The sequence below is a fragment of the Herminiimonas sp. genome (assembly GCF_030645555.1).
Classification (GTDB): Bacteria; Pseudomonadota; Gammaproteobacteria; order Burkholderiales; family Burkholderiaceae_D; genus Oxalicibacterium.
Genome location: NZ_JAUSME010000026.1, coordinates 1 through 21,114 on the forward strand (window position 1 = coordinate 1; position 21,114 = coordinate 21,114).

Below are 21,114 nucleotides of genomic sequence, written 5' to 3' on the forward strand. Positions count from 1 at the left end.
GCAAGTCATGACGACAGTTAATTACTGAAGATGATCTGCGCGATGATGCCGGTTGTGATGGCGATCAGGACGTAATCCGGTCCTGTCTGTACCCAATGATAACCGCGCGGTGGTGCGCTCAGGCGATGACCGCGCCAGTCATTGACGACATATTGGCGGTGGCGATATTCGCTGGAAATGCGCTCGCCCTTGTAGAAATTATGTTGCGGGCCGGCGCCGCGCCCGTTATGTCGCCCATTGTCATGGCCGCGCGCATGGTTGTCGCGTTGATTGTATCGCTTGCCATGGTCGTCATCGCGATCGGATCTGTCATGCTGGCCATGCGAATTGCGATCCCTGTCATTTCCATGGCCATGGCCTTGTGCGTAAGCCGAGCTACCTGCCGTCAGGCTGATAGCCATGATCGTTGCAATGATGATTTTTTTATTCATGTGTACTCCTGGGGGGGGAATTGCGCTGCGTGTTGCCATTCCTTGATGCATCCATTACATGCGGAATCGAGGTTCAAGGCCAGAGCGATTTGGTAAGGCCTGTTACCAGATGTATCCGGTACATAGCTTGCATGGTCTGACCGGGACGAGATGGAGGGAGGGTTTTTTGTTATCGCCTTTCAGGGGGCCTGGCTGGCGCCGCTGCTAATTCACATCTGTTAATTCACATCGATTTCTATCCGGTTGCGACCGCTTTCCTTGGCACGGTACAGCGCCATGTCGCTGCGTGACAGCGATGCATCGGTATTGTCATCTGCCGCATTCATGATGGCAATGCCTATGCTCACGGTGACAGCAATTGTGCTTGTGCCGAAAACGAATGGCGTTTCCGCGATTTGTTTGCGCACACGTTGTGCAAAGACACTGGCTTCGTCGAGGCCGGCATCGGATAGCACCACGGCAAACTCTTCACCACCGACCCGGCCCACAGTATCGTTCTTGCGCAACGCATTGCGCAGTATCACTGCAAAGTGTTTCAGCACAAGGTCGCCTATCGCATGGCCGTGACTGTCATTGATGAGCTTGAAGTGATCAAGATCGCACATCAGGACGGCTGCACGTGCACCGCCGATGCGCTGGATGCGCGCCAGCTCTTCTTCCATGCGTGTCATGAAATAGCGTCGATTGGGTAACTGCGTCAGGAAGTCGATGGTGGCAAATCCCTGCAATTCAATTTCTATCTGTTTGCGCTCGGTCACATCGGTGATGAAGCCATGCCACAGCGTACTGCCATCCGGCAGGCGCTGCGGTTTCGCATCGCCCTGGCGCCAGCGCAAACCTTGTTTGGGCAATATGACGCGGTACTCGAGATGCCATGGTGTCAGGCTGGCCGCAGACGCATCCAGTGAAGCGCAGTAATCTGCGTAGTCATCCGGATGGATGATCCGGTGTACCAGGGTAACGTCATCGGCGACCTGCTCTGGTGCGAGTTCGTAAATATCGCGGATGCCTTCGCTGGCATAAGAAAAACAGGCACTGCCATTAGGCCGGGAACGATACTGGTAAACGAGGCCGGGAACTTCATTCGTCAGCGAGGTGATCAAGTCCACGCTCTGCTGCAGCTTGTCGGACAAGGCCCGCATCGCCGTGATGTCGGTCGTCGTGCCTATCATGCGTAGCGGCTTGCCGGCCGCGTCGCGGCTGACTACCCTGCCGCGGCTTGAGATGTATTTATAGCTGCCATCCTTGCAGCGTATCCTGTGTTCGACTGCATAGCTTGCTGTCTTTTGATCGAAGTGCGCCTGCATCGTCGCCTGCACATGTGCAAGATCATCGGGATGAACCCGCGAATAGCTGTGTTCTATCTGATTGGTGATTTCGGTATCTACGTAGCCAAGCATGGCTTTCCAGCCGGATGAATAGTGGATTTCGCCGGTAGCGATATTCCTGTCCCAGATTCCGGTGCCGCTGCCTTCTATGGCCTGCGCCATGATGGTTTCATTCTGAAGCAGGGCGTTCTCAGCTTTCCTGATCCTGGCTTCGGCGTCGTGACCTTGCACGGCTATCGATGCCAGCACTGCCGCATCGGTCATCGTCTGTCGATACAGACTGCTGTCCTGCTCCGCTGTCCTGGTATGGACAATGAAAAATCCCGGCACGCTGTTGGTGCCGGAGTGTAGCGGCGTGATTGCGGATACATGCAAGCCATATCGCAGGGCGGTGTCGCGCAGGCCGGAAAGCAAGCGACTGTCTTCGATATTACCGGCGTCCATCTGCCCCATGTCGTCGGCAGCCATGCCATCGATTGCGCGACAGTAGTCTGGATGCAGACTGGGGGCGGCGCCTACGCGCAGGTGCTGGCCATCTTCCAGCAAGAGTATGGCGATTGCCAATTCCGGATTTTTTTCTTCGATCTCATGGGCTATGCAAGTTAGCGTCTCGGCCAGAGCTGCGCCTTGTGCAATATGTGTCAGCACGCTTGGAGAAAAATTAACATTCATGGCGGTTGCAGCAGAAGCTCAATGGTTGTGCGCGCATGTACGCATGTGCGGGAACGCAGGGCAATTATTTCCCGTGCTCTGTGCCTTGCAAAAATCCGGGAGGGTCGACAACATTTGTTTTTTCAGCGGAAAAAGCAGCAAGAAAATCATGGCTCCAAGTGTATGCTGATTATGCCTGCAAGACATATTTTAAATGTGTAATTTCAGATGCTGCATGGTCCTTGCCGATTAAATTGATGGAGTATCAAGCGCGGTGATTTTCCTTTGCATGAAAAATATTTTGCAAGGCGCTGCGCACATCAGGATAGGTAAATTCAAAACCGTTCGCTTGCAGTCGGGCCGGCGTCACGCGTTGCCCCTCCAGCAGCAGATCCGCCTGCTCGCCCAATAGCAGCCGCATCAGGATGGCAGGAGTCGGGAAAAAACATGGGCGATGCAGCAGCTGAGCCGCGGTCTTGCTGAAGACTGCCTGCGTGACGATCTCTGGCGCGGTGAAATTGTATGCCTCGATGGAGCCCTGCGCATCGCTTCGAGTATCGTTAGCCTGCGGTTCAGTTGGCATGGTCCACAGATGCGCGATGGCGCGCAGCAAATCGTCTACATGTATCCACGATAGCGCTTGCCGGCCATCACCCAGCGGGCCGCCCAACCCCAGTCTGATTGGCAACATCATCATCGGCAATGCGCCTTCCGTGCCGAGCACCAGTCCGAAGCGCATGCATTTCACCTGCACGCCATGCCGGCTGGCTGCATGCGCAGCCGCCTCCCATTCCTGGCAAAGTTCGGACATGAATATCGCTTGCGGCGCGTCTGCTTCAGTCAGCAAGGCAGTATCTGCCCGCGCCTGTATCCCGTAATAACCGATGGCCGATGCCGACAGCAAGAGCCGGGGTTTGTGGGCGGCCTGCGCGACCCAGCTCACCAGCTTTTGTGTCGTGCCTGTGCGGCTCAGTCGCAATACGCGTTTGCGCGCAGCGCTCCAGCGCCATCCCAGTATGCGTGCGCCGGCCAGGTTGATGATGACATCCACGCGTTGCGTTGCCGGCAACTCATCCAGGCTGGCGATGCAGGTAACGCTGTCATCAAACTGGTGCGCAGTTTTTTCCGGATGCCGGGTCAACACGATGACGTGTTGACCATCTTCCACCAGTGCCTTTACCAGCAGTGTGCCTATAAAGCCGCTGGCGCCTGTTACCAGCACATATTCCTGTAGGTTACTAAAGTGGATGCGGGATGTCATCTGAGTCTCCGTTTTCGCTTGATTATCGGTGTCATTGTGGATGAAACAGCTTGAAACGCGTAGCGGATGCTGGCTGGTGGAAAAACAAAATTAAATTAAAAAGTAACAATTAAAGACAAACAAGAGTATGTTGGGGCGAAAATGAAGCTTTGGTCTGCATCCGACAGAATCAAGCGATATTACAGGGTACGGTTAATTCCTATATGACAGACGCAAAGCAAGCTGAAGCTGTACCTTCGTCATCTGCGAAAAGCGATGATGACATATCGTTTCCCCATTCCAAGGAAGCCAATCAATTCCGCCAGACGATCGCTGATCTTTTACTGCGGATAGATAGCGAAGCAGAGCAACTTCGCAACAAGACTGCCGATCTTTTGACGCAGGTCGATGAACTTCATGAAGCAACGCAAAGCAAGCGCGTACTTGAGGCGCTGGTCGTGCAGTTGCGCGAAGCTAACGAGAATCTGGTATTGGCGGCGTTTGGTGCGCAAGAAAAGCAGGCGAAGGCCGAGTTCGCCAATCACCGACAGGAAGAATTTTTGTCGATGCTGGCGCATGAATTGCGCAATCCGCTCGCACCGATTGCAATGGCGGCAGATTTGCTGGGGAAAATTACAACGGCTCATCCACTGCTGCCCAAGCTGTATGGCATCATCAGTCGCCAGGTCGGTCACATGTCGCATCTGGTCGATGACTTGCTGGATGCCTCGCGCGTCAGCACCGGCAACATTACGCTGCAAAAGCGTTCGCTGCTGCTGTCGGAAATCATAGAAAGTGCGGTTGAAACCAGCCAGCCATTCATAGACAAGCGCAACCAGCAGTTAAGCATCAATCTTCCAGAAGAACCTGTCGTCCTTGGTGGCGATCTGGTCAGGCTGGCGCAGGCTTTTGCCAACCTGCTCATCAATGCGACCAAATTTACGCCGGAAGAAGAACATATTGATATCTCTGCACAAATACTTGCAGATACCGTCAAGATATCGATCAAGGATAACGGGGTCGGCATAGCACTGGATATCCAGCCTTTCATTTTCGATCTGTTTCGGCAAGGGACGCACTCACTGGATCGTTCGCAAGGCGGGCTGGGCATAGGGCTTTCGCTGGTGCGCACGGTAGTGGAAATGCATGGCGGTACGGTCAGCGTCTTTAGTGCCGGCGTTGGATGTGGCAGCGAATTCATTGTCGAGTTGCCGCTTTCCAACGGGCTCTTGCTCGACGATAGCGACGCACCATCAAGCACCGCCTCGGTTTATGGACGCCGCATATTGTTGATCGAAGACAATGTCAGCGCCAACGAGATCATGAGTGATTTGCTGACGATGGAAGGCCATACGGTAAGCTCTGCCTTTGACGGCACCTGCGGGCTGGCCATGGCGCGCGACAATATTTATGACATCATCGTTTGCGATATCGGCTTGCCTGGTATCGATGGCTATGAAGTATTAAAACAGTTGCGTCTGGATACCGCCAAACCTGTGCCCCTGTGCATAGCCATCAGTGGTTATAGCCAGAAGGAAAATCGTATCAACGCTGAACGCGTGGGTTTCGATCATTACCTGGTAAAGCCGGTAGCCATCGCCAATCTGGTGAGCCTCATTTCACCGAAACCTCTGCATTAGGGTTCTGTTTGCTCGTCTCCAATGCAAACCTGTGTTTGTGTCGGGTCGAGCCTGATGGATTAACGCCCCTTCATTATTGTCGTTGTAACGCGCTCACTTTCAATCTATGACAACAATCGGCCCACAACGGGATCAAATGATAAGAAATGCCGTCATGCGACGGCCCGAGGCAATCGCTGACGTTTCTGTCGACCTGTGGGAGAAGCTCGCTTGCGGGCTTATTTCCATCATAGGCGAGGGCGGTTTCCAATCTCTCTACAAAAGAAGTCTGCACCTCACCAGTGCGACTTTTCCATGGATGGAAAGCCATCCATCCTCACTGCAAAAAGATACCGGATTTGCAGATCTGAAAATTTGTCTTGCAGAACAAGACCCTACCGTAGCCGGCGAAGCCAGTACTGCTTTGCTGATTACTTTCATCGACATACTGGCCTTGTTAATCGGCGAGCTTTTGATGTCCAGCATTTTACGTTTGGCCTGGGGTGATGACGCTTTGGATACAGTTGTGAAGGAACTTCCATAATGAGTAACAAAGTAACCATACGCCGTTTGGCGACAGGCGTGCCTGGTCTGGACGATCTGCTGGGCGGCGGCCTGCCGGAATTTTCTTTCAATCTGCTGGCGGGTACGCCGGGCAGTGGCAAGACAACGCTGGCGCACCAGATCATGTTTTCGCTGGCCAATCCGGATTGCCGCGCGCTGTTCTTCACTGTGCTGGGTGAATCGCCATTGAAGATGCTGCGCTATCAGCAGCAATTTCCGTTCTTCGATATCAGCAAGATCAATCACTCGATCAAGTTCGTCAACCTGGCGGCAGATTTGCTCGATGGCGATTTTGAGCGCGTGCTGGAGCGCATCGCGCAGGAAGTGGCGGCATTTTCGCCCAGCCTGGTCTTTGTCGACTCCTTCCGCTCGGTCGTGCAATCGGCCAAGACCAAGACACCTGGCGTATCCGGTCTGGAGCATTTCGTGCAGCAGCTGGGCATGCAGATGACGAGCTGGCAGGCGACGACATTCCTGATCGGTGAATATCTGACGCCCGAGGCGGAATCCAGCCCGGTCTTTACTGTCGCCGACGGCATCATCTGGATGTCGCAACTCGTGCATCGTGACGCGATGGTGCGCAAGATACAGGTCGTCAAGATGCGCGGTCAGGCGCAGAGTCCGGGCGTACACACGTTCCGTATCAACGATGACGGCGTCGAGGTATTCCCGCGGGCGCTGATCACGGCCAGCGCAGCAGGAGCGGTACAGATTACCGGAGATACCCGTCTGTCCATGGGCGTGCCTGCACTCGATGAGATGATGGGCGGTGGTTTGCCGGCTGGATATTCATTGCTGCTGGTGGGGCCTTCAGGCTCGGGAAAAACCGTGCTGGCGACGCAATTCCTTGCAGAAGGCGTGCGCGCGGGCGAGCCTGGCGTCATCGCGGCATTTGAAAAGAGCCCTAACCAACTCCTCAGCCACAAGCTGACCAAGCTGGTGCAAGGCGGCCATGTCGGCGTAATCAATACGCGCACGCTGGATTTGTCTATCGATGAAATCCTGCACGATCTGATCGCGATGATTACCCGCATGAAGGCTAAGCGTGTGGTGATTGATTCCCTGTCCGGCTTCGAGCTCGCACTGGCATCGGTATTCCGTGAAGATTTCCGTGAAGCGTTGTACCGGATGGTTGCGGTATTGACCGGCATGGGCGTGACCGTATTGATGACGGCCGAACTGGAAGATCAATATACCGTTCTGCGATTCAGTTCGTATGGCAATGCCTTCCTCGCGGATGCGATCGTCATGCAACGCTATGTCGAAATTGACGGCCAGTTCAAACGCGTGATTTCGGTCGTGAAAATTCGTTCCAGCGCGCATAGCAAAGACATACGTTTCTTCGAGATTGCGGCCGACAAGCTCACAATTGGTGAGCCGCTGACGCACTACCAGGGGATGCTGTCCGGCCACCCGACCACGACATCGCAGTTTCCGGATGAATAAAACAGCAAGCGGGAAATGAATTTGCCGGTGCATCTGCCGGCGCGCAGTCAGCGCATCAGATAGTCGAGTACAACGCCGCCGAAGATGGCGGCGCCCAGCCAGTTGTTGTGGCGGAATGCGGCAAAGCAGCCTGCGCGTTCGCGCGTGCGGATCAGCGTGTAGTGATAGATCGCGCAGCCGGCAGCAATCAGCATCCCGATCGCAAACCAGGTACGCAAACCGTATTGCCAGCCGACGATGAAAATCAGGCTCAGGCTCACCGCATAGCAGAGCATGATGGCGGCCACATCGTAGCGGCCAAAGGTGATCGCTGAAGTGCGCATGCCTATCTTCAAATCATCTTCACGATCGACCATTGCATACGCGGTATCGTAGGCCACCGCCCAGAATACATTCGCGAGCAGCAGCCACCATGCCGCAGCTGGGACCGTATTTTGCACGGCGGCAAATCCCATCGGGATGCCGAAGCCGAAGGCGATGCCCAGATAGGCTTGCGGGATCGCAAAGAAGCGTTTGAAGTAAGGATAGCTGGCCGCGATGATGACGGCAGCGACAGACAATTGTTTGGTCAGCGTATTGAGCGGCCAGATCAGGGCAAACGCAATCAGCGTCAGCGTCAGCGCGACCAGCAAGGCCTCGCGTGGGCGGATTTTTCCGCTGGTGATGGGCCGGTCCACGGTGCGTTGCACATGCCTGTCGAAATCGCGATCGGCGTAATCATTGATTGCGCAACCGGCCGAGCGCATCAATACGGTACCCAGCGTAAAAATCGCCACCAGCATCCAGTCCGGCTTGCCGTCGGACGCCAGCCACAATGCCCACAGCGTAGGCCACAGCAGCAAGAGTATGCCTATCGGTTTGTCGAGGCGGACCAGTCGGAAATACAGTTGGAGGCGGTTCATCTGGCAGCGTTGATTCGGCGTAAGGTGCAAGGAAATTTCAGGGTTCAGGCTTGAATTTCAAGCTGAATGTCAGGTTTGAATTAAAGTTTCAATATCAGGCTTCAAACAAGGGCTCGTCAGGCAGCATCGTCACGCCCGACAAATCGCAGGACAGCAGCGCCTGCCGCACGGCCTCTATGGCTGCGCCACGCGTGAAGCTCTTGCGCCATGCAATGACGACGCGTCGCGAGGGTGCCGGCTGGGCAAACGGGATGTAACGCAACATGCCGTCGGTGGTGTGGATGTCCGGTACCGATGCTTGCGGCAAGACTGTGATGCCGATGCCGGAGGCGACCATGTGGCGTATCGTTTCCAGCGATGAACCTTCGAAGGTGCGGGCGATGCCGTCGCCGGTGGTGGAGAAGCGCGACATTTCAGGGCAGACTTCGAGCACCTGATCGCGGAAGCAATGGCCGTTGCCGAGCAAGAGCATGGTTTCCGATTTCAAGTCATCGGTCGTGACGCTGCTGCGCTCTGCCCATGCATGATGTTTGGGTACGGCGACCACGAACGGCTCATCGTAGACCGGTTGCACCAGCAAGCCCTGATCGGGGAAGGGCAGCGCGACGATGGCTGCGTCCAGTTCGCCCTGGCGCAGCAGTTCTAGCAGCTTGACGGTAAAATTTTCCTGCAACACCAGCGGCATTTGCGGCACTTGATCGATCATTGCCTTTACCAGCGATGGCAGCAGGTAAGGCGCGATCGTGTAGATGATGCCGAGGCGGAACGGGCCGACCAGCGGATCCTTGTTTTGCTTGGCGATTTCCTTGATGGCGGCAGTCTGCTCCAGCACGCGTTCAGCCTGCGCCACGATTTGCACGCCCAGCGGCGTCATCGACACTTCGTTGCCGCCGCGCTCGAACAATATGACGCCGAGTTCATCTTCGAGTTTCTTGATGGCGACGGACAAGGTCGGTTGCGCGACGAAGCAGGCTTCGGCCGCGTGACCAAAATGCTTTTCGCGCGCGACGGCGACTATGTATTTGAGTTCGGTAAGCGTCATGAGTGTGTCTTGGTTGATGCAGTGGGCTGGTGGAGAACTGCGAAGTTCTCATTCTATACCTTCAGAAAATCTTCACGTGCGCCCAGCCAGCGCGCCAGATGTGCCTCGACCGTAGCCGGATCGTCGCGCAACAAGGCTTGCGCCACATCGCGCGCGCGATCGACCAGCCACTGATCGGTTTCCAGGTCGGCAAAGCGCAGCATCGCCTGGCCGGACTGGCGTGCGCCGAGGAATTCGCCGGGCCCGCGTATCTCCAGGTCCTTGCGCGCAATTTCAAAACCGTCAGTCGATTCACGCATGATGCGCAGCCGCTGTTTGGCGACTTGTCCCAGCGGGCCCTGATAGAGCAGCAGGCACACGCTGGCAGTCACGCCACGGCCGACACGGCCGCGCAATTGATGCAGTTGCGACAGGCCGAAGCGTTCCGCATGCTCGATCACCATCAGCGAGGCATTCGGCACATCAACGCCGACTTCGATCACGGTGGTCGCCACCAGCACATGGATATCGCCACGCGTAAAGGCATCCATCACTTCCTGTTTCTCGGCCGGTTTCATGCGGCCGTGCACCAGGCCGACGTGCAAGTCCGGCAGCGCAGCCGCCAGCGTCAGATGGGTGTCGGTCGCGGTTTGCAGTTGCAGGGCTTCCGATTCCTCTATCAAGGGACAGACCCAGTACACTTGCCGTCCTTCGAGCGCGGCGGCATGCACGCGTTCTATCACTTCATCGCGGCGGTTCTGGTCGATCACGCGCGTGACGATAGGTGTGCGGCCCGGCGGCAATTCATCGATGACCGAGACTTCAAGGTCGGCGTAATACGTCATCGCCAGCGTACGCGGGATAGGCGTGGCCGACATCATCAATTGGTGCGGGATGGTTTGCTTGCTGGATGGCGCGTTGCTGTCCATGCCCTTGTTGCGCAAGACCAGACGCTGGCTGACGCCGAAGCGATGCTGCTCGTCGACGATGACCAGGCCCAGTCTGGAAAACTGCACGTCTTCCTGGATCAGTGCATGCGTGCCTATGACCAGTTGCGCTGCGCCGGATTCTATACGCGCCTTGGCTGCCAGTTTTTCCTTCTTCTTCAGGCTGCCGGTCAGCCATGCCACGTTGACGCCCAGCGGCTCCATCCAGCCGGCGATCTTGCGGAAATGCTGATCGGCCAGGATTTCGGTAGGGGCCATCAACACGGCCTGGAAGCCGCTGTCGATTGCCTGCGCGGCAGCGATGGCGGCCACCACCGTCTTGCCGCTGCCTACATCGCCTTGCAACAGGCGCTGCATCGGAAATGACTGTTTCAGGTCGGCGCGGATTTCCGTCAGTACGCGCTGCTGCGCATTGGTCAGTGAAAACGGCAATTGCTGGATGAAAGCCTGGGACAAGGCGCCGACTTTCGGCAAGACCGCCGCACCTTTTTCGCGTCGTGCGATTTGGGCGCGTTTCATCGACAATTGCTGCGCCAGCAATTCATCGAACTTCATCCTTACCCAGGCTGCATGCGAGCGATCGGCCAACGCGCTTTCGTCGATATCGGGCGGCGGATTGTGCAGCATCCTTACTGCCGGCTCGAACGGCATCAACTCCAGTGAGGTACGCAATTGTTCGGACAAGGTATCGCGCCATGCCATGCGGCCCATCGCATCGGCTATCGTCTTGCGCAACAGCGTCTGCGACAGGCCTTCGCCGGCTGGGTACACGGGCGTCAGCGCGGATGGCAGCGGTGCCCCCTCAATCACCATTTTGTACGCTGGATGCACCATCTCGGCGCCGAAAAATCCATGTCGCACTTCGCCGCGCGCACGCACGCGATTGCCTTCAGCCATCTGCTTGACCTGGCTGCCGTAAAAATTCAGGAAGCGCATCACCAGCTGGCCGGATTCGTCGGCAATCGTGACGACCAGCTGGCGGCGCGGACGGAAGGCGACTTCGCATGAAGTCACCACGCCTTCGACCTGTACCGGACGACCAAAGATGAAGCCGGCTTCGCTGATGTTCTTGATTTCGGTTTCATCTTCATAGCGCAGCGGCAGATGCAGCACCTTGTCGATGTCGGAGCGCAGCCCAAGTTTGATCAGCTTGTCATCGATTTTTGCCGCGCGCGTAGTCGTCGCAGATGTGGTCGCGCCTGCAGCGGATTTCGCAGTGGATTTGGTGGCGGCAGCAGGCTTTTTCTTTGGTGCGGGCATATCGGGCCGAAAATGGGGCGGCAGGGCGTAAAATAGCGGGTTTTGCATCGTCCGGATGCACAAATAATGTAGTGTTTGCGATGGCAACATGGTTTGCAGCGCGCATCGCATCTAGTGTGGCTTATCCGGCAAGCTTTGCAACCATAGCAGTTCTACCGCGCGTTTGCATGCAAACAACTATAAATTTGCATGCTATCGAGCGACAAAAATATCTTCAGACCACTGGCCGCATGTATACCCTTTCCGATTTCGATTTCGTACTACCGCAAGATTTGATTGCACAACTGCCGCTGGCGCAGCGCAGCGCATCGCGCCTGCTGCATGTGGCAGGCGACCAAATGATAGATCGCGCCTTTGCCGACATCGTCGATTTGTTGAACCCCGGCGATTTGCTGGTGTTCAATGACACGCGCGTACTGAAGGCGCGCTTCTTTGGCGTCAAGGAAACCGGCGGCAAGGTCGAAGTTCTGGTCGAGCGCGTGATCGATGCCCGCCATGTGCATGCGCAAATCCGCGCCTCGAAGTCGCCTGTGGCCGGCATGAAGATACGCCTGGCCGATGCCTTCGATGTGATAGTCGGTGAACGCGCTGGCGAATTCTACGAGCTGGAATTTCCGGATGATGTATTCGAATTGATAGAGGCGCACGGTCGCCTGCCGCTGCCGCCGTATATAGAACATGCAGCCGATGCCTTTGATGAAACGCGCTATCAAACCGTGTACGCGAAAACGCCAGGCGCAGTCGCCGCGCCGACCGCCGGCTTGCATTTCGATCAGGCGCTGCTGGATACCCTGAAGGCCAGGGGCGTGCAGTTTGCCTATGTGACGCTGCACGTAGGCGCCGGCACCTTCCAGCCGGTGCGTACTGAAAATCTGGCCGAGCATGCGATGCATAGCGAGTGGTACACGATTTCGCAGCAGGCGGTAGATGCTGTGCAAGCTACCCAGGCGGCCGGCGGCAACATCGTCGCCGTCGGCACCACCAGCATGCGGGCGCTGGAATCGGCGTCGCAAAGCGGCGTGCTGGAAGCCGGCAGCGCCGATACGCGGCTCTTTATCACTCCGGGGTATACCTTCAAGACTGTGACGCGCCTGATCACTAATTTCCATTTGCCGAAATCCACGCTCTTGATGCTGGTGTCGGCATTTGCCGGCTACGACGCGATACGCGCCGCCTACCAACACGCCATTACACAACGCTACCGTTTCTTCAGTTACGGCGATGCGATGTTTTTAACCAGAATGCCACCATGCTGAATTTCAAATTACTCAAAACTGATGGCCATGCACGTCGCGGCCAGCTGACGGTCAATCACGGCGTCATCGAAACGCCCATCTTCATGCCGGTCGGCACTTACGGTTCGGTCAAGGCGATGTCGCCGCTGGAACTGAAGGAAATCGATGCGCAAATCATCCTCGGCAATACCTTCCACCTGTGGCTGCGCCCGGGTAATGAGGTCATCGCCAAGTTCGGCGGTTTGCATGACTTCATGGGCTGGGACAAACCTATCCTGACTGATTCCGGCGGCTTCCAGGTATTTTCGCTGGGCGAGATGCGCAAGATCACCGAAGAAGGCGTACATTTTTCATCGCCGATCAATGGCGACAAGCTGTTCCTGTCGCCGGAAGTGTCGATGCAAATCCAGCGCGTGCTGAATTCCGACATCGTGATGCAGTTCGATGAATGCACGCCATATGAAATCGATGGCCGTCCGGCCACCGCCGACGAAGCCGCGAAGTCCATGCGCATGTCGCTGCGTTGGGCTAAACGCTCGCTCGATGAATTCAACCGCGAAGAAAATCCGAATGCGCTGTTCGGCATCGTGCAGGGCGGCATGTTCGAGCATTTGCGCGATGAATCGCTGGCCGGGCTGGAAGAAATCAATTTCCACGGCGTGGCGATCGGCGGTCTGTCGGTAGGTGAACCCAAGGAAGACATGCTGCGCGTGCTGCAGCACGTCGGTCCGCGCCTGCCTGCCAACAAGCCGCATTATTTGATGGGCGTCGGTACCCCGGAAGATTTGGTGCAAGGCGTGGCGAATGGCATCGATATGTTCGACTGCGTGATGCCGACGCGCAATGCGCGCAATGGCTGGCTATTTACGCGTTTTGGCGATATCAAGATCAAGAATGCACGTTACAAGGATGACAAGCAGCCGCTGGATGAAACCTGTGGCTGTTACGCCTGCCGCAATTTTTCGCGGGCTTATTTGCATCATTTGCACCGTACCGGCGAGATTCTGGGCGCCAGGCTCAATACGATCCACAATTTGCACTACTATCTGGACCTGATGCGCGAGATGCGGGAAGCGATCAGCGAAGGGCGTTTTCAGCTCTTTGTGCGGCAATTCCACGCCGATCGCGGACGCGGCGCCTAGCCGTTTTTTCATGAAAAATCATGGTGCACCGGAAACAAATTTTCCAGTGCTAAAATGACCGACCATTTCTTATAACAACCTGGAGTATTCCCGTGTTTATTTCCAACGCATATGCACAAGCAGCTGCCACAACCGGCGGCGGCATCATGGGCAGCCTGACCCAGTTCGCGCCTATCGTCCTGATGTTCATCGTGCTGTATTTCCTGATGATACGTCCACAGATGAAACGCCAGAAAGAGCACAAGGCCATGATAGAAGCGGTCACACGCGGCGATGAAGTCGTGACAGCCGGCGGCGTACTTGGCAAAATCACCAAGGTATCCGACGTCTATGTGTCGATCGAAGTACAGGACGGCACCGAACTGATCGTGCAAAAAAGTGCAGTCACGACTTTGCTGCCTAAAGGTACGATCAAGTCGCTGTAATGGGTTAAACGCCCCACCTCCGCTGGCCGGATGTGGGGTCGATTTTTGTCTGACGTTCCACCCGAACCCTGAATCAATATGAATCGCTATCCCCTCTGGAAGTACATTACGATCACCGTCGCCTTGTTGCTGGGCGTGCTGTACACCATACCGAATTTCTTTGGTGAGTCACCAGCGGTGCAAATCAGTAGCGCCAAGGCCACTGTCAAGGTGAGCAGCTCCCTGCTGACGCAGGTTGAGCAAGTGCTGCAAAAAGAGGGCATCCAGTCCGATGGCATGGCGTATGAAACGCTGGGCTCGCAAGGCACCGTGCGCGTCCGTTTCCCGAATACCGATGTCCAGTTCAAGGCCAAGGGTGTACTGGAAAAAGGCTTGAACCTCGATCCTGCCGATCCGACTTACCTGGTCGCATTCAACCTGTTACCAAACACGCCAGCCTGGCTGCAAAGTCTGCACGCAGCGCCCATGTACCTCGGCCTCGATTTGCGCGGCGGCGTGCATTTCCTGATGCAGGTCGATACCAAGGCAGTGATGAACAAGCGCGTGCTGGGTTTGCAAGCCAGTGCACGCAGCATCCTGCGCGACAAGAACGTGCGCCATGCCGGTATTGCGCGTAATGGCGACAATGTGGAAATCCTGTTTCGCGATGCGGAGACCCGTGCCAAGGCGCGCACCGTGCTGGGTGACGAATTGCGAGAACTGGCGCTGACCGATGCCGGCAATGGTGAAGAGTTGAAGCTGGTCGGCAGCCTGCAGCCGACTGCATTGAAGCAAACCGTGGAAGACGCGGTCCAGCAAAACATCACCACCCTGTCGAAGCGCGTCAATGAGCTGGGCGTTGCCGAGCCCCTGATCCAGCGTCAGGGTGCAGACCGCATCGTGGTGCAGTTGCCTGGCGTGCAGGACGTTTCGCGGGCAAAAGATATCATCGGTAAAACCGCCACACTGGAAGTACGCCTGGTCGATGAAACGGTGACTCGCGGCACTGAGGAATCGGCTGCGATCCCGTTTGGTTCCGAGCTGTTCAAGGTCGGCAAGAATGCGCCGGTCGTGCTGTACAAGGACCCCATCATCACTGGTGAATACATTTCCAGTGCCTCGGCCAGTTTTGATTCGAACCAGCAGCCTTCGGTCAGCATCGATCTGAATGGCGATGGCGGCCGCCGCATGCGCGAAGCGACCCGCTCGCGCGTTGGCAAGGCGATGGCTATCGTGCTGTTCGAGAAAAACAAGGGTGAAGTGCTGACGGTTGCAACGATACGCGACGAACTGGGTGCACGCTTCCAGATCACCGGCATGGGTTCATCTGAAGCCGCCAGCGATCTGGCCCTGCTGTTGCGCGCCGGTTCGCTGGCTGCGCCGATGGAAATCATAGAAGAACGCACGATCGGGCCGCAACTCGGCGCGGAAAACATCAGCAAGGGCTTCCACGCCACGCTGTACGGTTTCCTGGCGATTGCCGTCTTCATGGTGGTCTATTACCGGATGTTCGGCTTCTTCAGCGTGTTTGCGCTGGGCGTCAACGTGATGCTGCTGATCGCCTTGCTGTCGATGCTGCAGGCGACGCTGACCTTGCCGGGTATCGCCGCCATTGCGTTGACGCTCGGTATGGCGATTGATGCCAACGTGCTCATCAATGAACGCATACGCGAAGAGCTGCGTGCCGGCCATGCGCCGCACACGGCGATTGCGATGGGCTTCGAACGCGCATGGGCCACGATTCTCGATTCCAACGTGACGACGCTGATTGCCGGCCTGGCGCTGCTGATTTTCGGCTCCGGTGCGGTGCGCGGTTTTGCGGTGGTGCATTGCCTGGGCATCATCACCTCGATATTTTCTTCAGTGTTTGTCTCGCGCGGTTTCGTCAACCTCTGGTACGGACGCAAGAAAAAATTGACGACGGTATCGATAGGCCAGGTCTGGAAACCGGCCGACTGAGAACGTATCTGTGGTGCGCCTATGCTGGCGCACCATGCTGTACCCGATAGTTTGTATTTAGACAGGCCGCCGGCATGACGCGTTATCGCGACAACATGCAGCGGTCGCAATGAGAGGAAAGTGATGGAGTTTTTCCGCATCAAAAAAGATATCCCGTTCATGCGCCACGCGTTGATTTTCAACGTGATTTCGGCCCTGACCTTTGTCGCTGCCGTGTTCTTCCTGGTGCAAAAGGGTTTGCATCTGTCGATTGAATTTACCGGCGGTACGGTGATGGAAGTCGCATATCCAAAACCGGCCAACATCGAAGGCGTGCGCGAAAAAATTGCCGAGCTGGGTTACACCGACATGCAGGTACAGAGCTTCGGTACTGCGCAAGATGTGTTGATACGCCTGCCGGTGCAAAAGAATGTCGATTCGGCACAGTTGAGCGAGCGCGTGATCGGTGCGCTGAAGGCGCAAGACAATACGGTGGTCTTGAAACGGGTCGAATTCGTCGGCCCGCAAGTCGGCGAAGAGCTCACGCATGACGGCTTGATGGCGCTCGGCATGCTGGTGCTCGGCATCATGATTTACCTGGCCTTCCGTTTCGAGTGGAAATATGCAGTCTCGGCCATACTCGCCAACTTGCATGACGTCGTGATCATCCTGGGTTTCTTTGCCTTCTTCCAGTGGGAATTCTCGCTGACGGTACTGGCAGCAGTGCTGGCTGTGCTCGGTTATTCGGTCAATGAATCGGTGGTCGTGTTCGACCGCGTGCGCGAAACCTTCCGCGATCGCAAGCACGGCAAGATGGCGGTGGCCGATGTGATGAACCACGCGATCACCAGCACGATTTCACGCACGATGATCACGCACGGTTCGACCCAGTTGATGGTGTTGTCGATGCTCTTCCTCGGCGGCCCGACGCTGCATTACTTTGCGCTCGCGCTGACGATCGGTATCTGCTTCGGCATCTACTCTTCGGTATTCGTGGCGGCGGCTCTGGCGATGTGGCTGGGCGTCAAGCGTGAAGACTTGATCAAGCCAATCAAGGAAAAAGATGAGCATGACGGCGCGGTAGTCTGAGCCGGTTTCATCCAATAAAAAAGCCAGCATAAGCTGGCTTTTTTATTGACTGCATGGGATATGCGAACAATCGCTGCGCTATGCTTCCCGGCACTTGCTCAGATGCGCGTGCAGTTTTGCCAATTCCTTTTCCAGCGCTGCAAAATCGTCGTCGCCATATTCGACGAACGGGCGTTTGCAGAATTCTATGTGCGGCGCAAAGACGCGTGTGAATTCGCTTTCGCCCAGCGCCGTCAGCCGCACTACCGTGCTGCGCCTGTCTTCCAGCTGCGTGTTGCGGGTGACCAAACCCTTGGCTTCCAGCCGGTCGACCACGCCGGTCAGCGTGCCCTTGGTGATCAGCGTCTTTTCACCCAGTTCCTTGAAAGTCATGCCGGGCGTATTGCCGAGCGTTGCAATGATGTCGAACTGCGAAGGCGTCAGCCCGGCGCTGCGCGACTTGGTGCCTGCCATGTGCTCGAATGCCTGATAGCACTTGGCCAGCAGGCGGATGCTGCGTAGATATCGTTCAGCCATAAGAATGTTCAGTCTTCATAATAAAAAAGCCGACGTAGTATAACGTCGGCTTTCGTGACGCTGGATTTACTTAGTCTGCCTTGACTGCTTCGACCTGGATCGCCAGCTTGACCTCAGGCGAGAAGCCGTAGTTCATGCCATAGGTCAGACCGAAATCAGCGCGGTTGAATGTAGCCGATACGTCAGCGCCACACACTTCGCGTTTCAACATTGGATGTTGTATGCATTTGAATTTGTTGATCGCCAGAGTCACAGGTTTTGTGACGCCGAGCAAGGTCAATTCGCCATCAACTGAAACCGGTTTGTCGCCATCGAACTTGATCGATTTGCTTTTGTAAATGGAGGTCGGAAATTTCTCGACGTTGAACATGTCTTTACCTTTTGCATGTTCATTCATTTTGGTATGACCGAAATCGATCGAATTTGCATCGATGACGATATCCAGCGAGCCGGTTTTTGCTGCGCGATCCAACACCACGGTGCCGCTGGTTTTCTCAAACTTGCCGCGCCAGAAAGAGATGCCCATGTGATCAGCTTCAAAGCTTGGATAGGTGTGGCCAGGATCGATAGTGTAGGTTTGTGCAAACGCCGAAGTCGCGCTGGCAGCCAGCAAACAGATCAGTGCAATTTTTGATTTCATTTAATAACTCCTTGGTTGTTTATCGTAAATGGTGCTGCGTTGTGTTGCGGTTTTACTGCTATTGCGCCGTAACGACGCGGAACTTGATCGTGACTTCATCGGCCACCATGCTGGTGTCTTTCCATTCACCTTCACCGATGTTGTAGCTCAGGCGCTTGATGGGCAAGGCGCCTTCAAATATCTGATTTGCGCCTTCTTTCTTCACCGTCAAAGGAAAGCTGACATCGCTGGTCTTGCCCTTGATCGTCAGCTTGCCGGTGACATCCAGCTTGCCTGCAGCTCCGGCCTTGATCTGGCTGGAAACGAAGCTGGCTTTCGGGAACTGGGCTGCATTGAACCATTCCTTCTTCATTACTTCCTTGTTGTATTCAGGGTCGCCCAGATCGAAGCCGGCGATATCGATGTCTACAGTCGCCTTGGACGTTTCCGGCTTGGTTGCATCGTAATTAATCTGCGCATTGAATTTCCTGAATTTTGCATCGACCGGCACATTCAATTGCTTGAAGGTGATCGTGACACTGCTTTTTGCGGCATCGGTTTTCAATGCAGTGGCGGCGATGGCCGGCAGCGCGAGGCAAATAACAGCGGCAGCCAGCCAGCGACGGGTCTGGCCTGGAGTAGAACGTGAAAACATGGATGATCCTTTCAAAAAAGTGAATTCAAGGCAGCATGCGTTGCATGCTGCGATCGCGGTCTATGAATTGATGCTTGAGTGCGCCCAGCACATGCAGGACAAAAACGACCAGCAGGGTGACATTGCAGGCGTAATGGACTTGCTTGAGCAAGATCTTCAGTTCCTGGTCGGGCGCGATGAAGACAGGCAGGGGCAGGATACCGAGATACACGACAGGTACGCCGGCAGCCAGGCTGTAAAAATAGCCGGACAGCGGGACGGCAAAGATCAGCAGATACAGCAAGCCGTGCGCGATGTTCGCGGCTTTTTTCTGCCAGTCGGCCATGCTGCCAGGATACGGTGGTGCCGGATGCGTTAAGCGCCACAGCACGCGCAGGCAGGCGAGGCCGAACACGGTCACGCCTAGCCATTTATGCCAGGAAAAATACTTGAGCTTGGTCGGCGTCAGGCCGGGGATGTCGACCATCGTCAGCCCGAGCAGGAAGGTGGCGATGATCAGGATCGCCATCAGCCAGTGCAGCACAATGGCGATGATCGAATAGCGGCTGGCATTTTTTAACATGATTTCATTTTGGCAATAAGTTCAAACTAGGACTAATATACCAAAATAAATAGAAGTCTGCTGGCGGCCAGTTTTGGGCTGGCGCCAGCGCGCTTCTATCGGGTGCTGCCTGGATTTCTTTTTAGATTTCTTTGGCGAGCTTGGTCGCGTAGCCGATGTAGTTGGCCGGCGTCATCGCCAGCAACAGGTCCTTGGCTTCTTGCGGGATCGCCAGCGTGACGATGAATTCCTGCAGCGCGGCTTTCGAAATCCCTTTGCCGCGCGTCAAATCCTTCAACTGCTCATACGGATTTTCTATGCCGTAGCGGCGCATCACGGTTTGTACCGGTTCGGCCAGTACTTCCCAGGTTTCATCCAGATCCTGCGCGATGCGGGCCGGATTGACTTCGAGTTTGTTCAAGCCGCGCAGGCAGCTGTCGTAGGCCAGCAAGGCATAGCCGAAGCCGACGCCGATGTTGCGCAGGACGGTGGAATCGGTCAAGTCACGCTGCCAGCGCGAGACTGGCAATTTTTCCGCCATGTGTTTGAGTACCGCATTGGCCATGCCCAGATTGCCTTCGGAATTCTCGAAGTCGATAGGATTGACCTTGTGCGGCATCGTCGATGAACCGATTTCGCCCGCCTTCGTCGATTGCTTGAAATAGCCGAGCGAAATGTAACCCCAGATATCGCGGTTCAAATCCAGCAGGATGGTGTTGGTGCGTGCTATCGCATCGAACAGTTCAGCCATGTAATCGTGCGGCTCGATCTGTATCGTGTAGGGATTGAAGGTCAGGCCCAGACGGTTTTCAATCACGTCTTTTGAAAATGCCTGCCAGTCGGTATTTGGATAGGCGGACAGATGCGCATTGAAGTTGCCGACTGCGCCATTCATCTTGCCGAGGATTTGCACATCGGCGATGCGTTCGAGTGCGCGCTTCAGGCGCGCGACGACGTTGGCCATTTCCTTGCCTAAAGTAGTCGGGCTGGCCGGCTGGCCATGCGTGCGCGACATCATCGGCACGGCAGCGTTATCGTGTGCAAGTTGCGTCAGCTTGGCTACCAGTGCTTGCAGTGCCGGCAACAATACGCTGTCGCGTGCGGCTTTCAGCATCATGCCGTGCGAAGTATTGTTGATGTCTTCCGAGGTGCAGGCAAAGTGGATGAATTCGGTGGCGGCAACCAGTTCCGGCACGTCCTTGACTTGTTCCTTGAGCCAGTACTCGACGGCTTTAACGTCGTGATTGGTGACGGCTTCTATGTCCTTGATGCGTTGTGCATCGGCCTCTGTGAAGTCGCTCGTCAATTTGTTCAGCAAGGCATTGGCGCTGGCTGAAAATGGTTTGATTTCCGCAAAACCAGCCGACGACAAGGCTTGCAGCCAGGAGATTTCCACTTTCACGCGGTGATGCATGAAGCCGGCTTCGGACAGGATAGGGCGCAGTTTATCGGTTTTGGCGGCGTAGCGGCCGTCCAGTGGCGAGAGAGCGGAGAGCGTGGTAAGAGGCATGATGAGGGGCGACAAGCGCAATGACGTGAATGAAAAAGCTGCCGAAAATACAAAAC

The 21,114-nt window shown here is 55.8% G+C and carries 19 protein-coding genes; 8 read left to right on the plus strand and 11 right to left on the minus strand.

Annotated elements, in window-relative coordinates; translation table 11 throughout:
- Positions 1-17: 17 nt before the first annotated feature.
- From Q7T06_RS00895 to Q7T06_RS00905, 3 genes are all read right to left on the minus strand, one after another.
- Positions 18-431 (minus strand): RcnB family protein, encoded by a 414-nt coding sequence (locus Q7T06_RS00895; RefSeq protein ID WP_304778566.1) that lies wholly within the window; start codon positions 429-431, stop codon positions 18-20.
- Positions 432-649: 218 nt separating this feature from the next.
- Entirely contained in the window at positions 650-2,431 is a 1,782-nt protein-coding gene (locus Q7T06_RS00900) for a sensor domain-containing diguanylate cyclase (RefSeq protein ID WP_304778569.1), read from the minus strand.
- 244 nt (positions 2,432-2,675) lie between these two features.
- Complete coding sequence (locus tag Q7T06_RS00905) at positions 2,676-3,671, minus strand: TIGR01777 family oxidoreductase (protein ID WP_304778572.1); 996 nt, start codon at positions 3,669-3,671, stop codon at positions 2,676-2,678.
- A gap of 203 nt (positions 3,672-3,874) precedes the next feature.
- Between Q7T06_RS00905 and Q7T06_RS00910 the strand changes: the two genes are divergently transcribed.
- The 3 genes from Q7T06_RS00910 (at position 3,875) to Q7T06_RS00920 (ending at position 7,279) form a co-directional block, all read left to right on the plus strand.
- Positions 3,875-5,290, plus strand: coding sequence for a hybrid sensor histidine kinase/response regulator (locus Q7T06_RS00910; RefSeq protein ID WP_304778574.1), 1,416 nt, complete (start codon positions 3,875-3,877; stop codon positions 5,288-5,290).
- 106 nt (positions 5,291-5,396) lie between these two features.
- The gene (locus Q7T06_RS00915; RefSeq protein ID WP_304778577.1) at positions 5,397-5,813 is read left to right on the plus strand and encodes a hypothetical protein; all 417 of its coding nucleotides are present in this window, start codon (positions 5,397-5,399) and stop codon (positions 5,811-5,813) included.
- Positions 5,813-7,279 carry an ATPase domain-containing protein gene (locus Q7T06_RS00920; RefSeq protein WP_304778580.1) on the plus strand — a complete coding sequence of 489 codons (1,467 nt, stop codon included), beginning with the start codon at positions 5,813-5,815 and terminating at the stop codon, positions 7,277-7,279. Before Q7T06_RS00915 ends, Q7T06_RS00920 begins: the two co-directional genes overlap by 1 nt.
- 47 nt (positions 7,280-7,326) lie before the next feature.
- Here the strand turns inward: Q7T06_RS00920 and ubiA are convergent, their stop codons facing one another.
- The 3 genes from ubiA to recG form a co-directional block, all read right to left on the minus strand.
- Positions 7,327-8,181 (minus strand): 4-hydroxybenzoate octaprenyltransferase, encoded by an 855-nt coding sequence (gene ubiA, locus Q7T06_RS00925; protein WP_304778583.1) that lies wholly within the window; start codon positions 8,179-8,181, stop codon positions 7,327-7,329.
- Positions 8,182-8,275: 94 nt separating this feature from the next.
- Complete coding sequence (locus Q7T06_RS00930; RefSeq protein ID WP_304778586.1) at positions 8,276-9,223, minus strand: hydrogen peroxide-inducible genes activator; 948 nt, start codon at positions 9,221-9,223, stop codon at positions 8,276-8,278.
- A 53-nt stretch (positions 9,224-9,276) separates the two neighbouring features.
- Positions 9,277-11,457: an ATP-dependent DNA helicase RecG gene (gene recG, locus Q7T06_RS00935; protein ID WP_370652325.1), complete on the minus strand. Its 2,181-nt coding sequence runs from the start codon at positions 11,455-11,457 to the stop codon at positions 9,277-9,279.
- Positions 11,458-11,639: 182 nt separating this feature from the next.
- Here recG and queA point away from each other — a divergent pair, with 182 nt between their 5' ends.
- The 5 genes from queA (at position 11,640) to secF (ending at position 17,217) form a co-directional block, all read left to right on the plus strand.
- The gene (gene queA, locus Q7T06_RS00940) at positions 11,640-12,665 is read left to right on the plus strand and encodes a tRNA preQ1(34) S-adenosylmethionine ribosyltransferase-isomerase QueA (RefSeq protein ID WP_304778589.1); all 1,026 of its coding nucleotides are present in this window, start codon (positions 11,640-11,642) and stop codon (positions 12,663-12,665) included.
- Positions 12,659-13,786, plus strand: coding sequence for a tRNA guanosine(34) transglycosylase Tgt (gene tgt / locus Q7T06_RS00945; RefSeq protein ID WP_304778594.1), 1,128 nt, complete (start codon positions 12,659-12,661; stop codon positions 13,784-13,786). The genes queA and tgt overlap by 7 nt, the downstream gene beginning before the upstream one ends.
- A 146-nt stretch (positions 13,787-13,932) precedes the next feature.
- On the plus strand, positions 13,933-14,211 hold the full coding sequence (yajC, locus tag Q7T06_RS00950) for a preprotein translocase subunit YajC (RefSeq protein ID WP_304778706.1): 279 nt from the start codon (positions 13,933-13,935) through the stop codon (positions 14,209-14,211).
- A gap of 78 nt (positions 14,212-14,289) precedes the next feature.
- Complete coding sequence (gene secD, locus Q7T06_RS00955) at positions 14,290-16,149, plus strand: protein translocase subunit SecD (protein WP_304778597.1); 1,860 nt, start codon at positions 14,290-14,292, stop codon at positions 16,147-16,149.
- A gap of 123 nt (positions 16,150-16,272) precedes the next feature.
- Positions 16,273-17,217 carry a protein translocase subunit SecF gene (gene secF / locus Q7T06_RS00960; RefSeq protein ID WP_304778709.1) on the plus strand — a complete coding sequence of 315 codons (945 nt, stop codon included), beginning with the start codon at positions 16,273-16,275 and terminating at the stop codon, positions 17,215-17,217.
- Positions 17,218-17,295: 78 nt separating this feature from the next.
- Here the strand turns inward: secF and Q7T06_RS00965 are convergent, their stop codons facing one another.
- The 5 genes from Q7T06_RS00965 to purB all read right to left on the minus strand — a co-directional run bounded on the left by Q7T06_RS00965 (position 17,296) and on the right by purB (position 21,058).
- Positions 17,296-17,733, minus strand: a complete 438-nt coding sequence (locus Q7T06_RS00965; protein ID WP_304778600.1) for a MarR family winged helix-turn-helix transcriptional regulator — start codon at positions 17,731-17,733, stop codon at positions 17,296-17,298.
- Between the two features lie 70 nt (positions 17,734-17,803).
- Positions 17,804-18,373 carry a YceI family protein gene (locus Q7T06_RS00970; RefSeq protein ID WP_304778606.1) on the minus strand — a complete coding sequence of 190 codons (570 nt, stop codon included), beginning with the start codon at positions 18,371-18,373 and terminating at the stop codon, positions 17,804-17,806.
- 58 nt (positions 18,374-18,431) lie between these two features.
- On the minus strand, positions 18,432-19,007 hold the full coding sequence (locus tag Q7T06_RS00975) for a YceI family protein (protein WP_304778613.1): 576 nt from the start codon (positions 19,005-19,007) through the stop codon (positions 18,432-18,434).
- A 25-nt stretch (positions 19,008-19,032) separates the two neighbouring features.
- Positions 19,033-19,569 carry a cytochrome b gene (locus Q7T06_RS00980; protein ID WP_304778621.1) on the minus strand — a complete coding sequence of 179 codons (537 nt, stop codon included), beginning with the start codon at positions 19,567-19,569 and terminating at the stop codon, positions 19,033-19,035.
- Between the two features lie 121 nt (positions 19,570-19,690).
- A complete protein-coding gene (gene purB, locus Q7T06_RS00985) occupies positions 19,691-21,058 on the minus strand; it encodes an adenylosuccinate lyase (RefSeq protein ID WP_304778626.1) in 1,368 nt (455 codons plus the stop codon).
- Positions 21,059-21,114 lie beyond the last annotated feature (56 nt).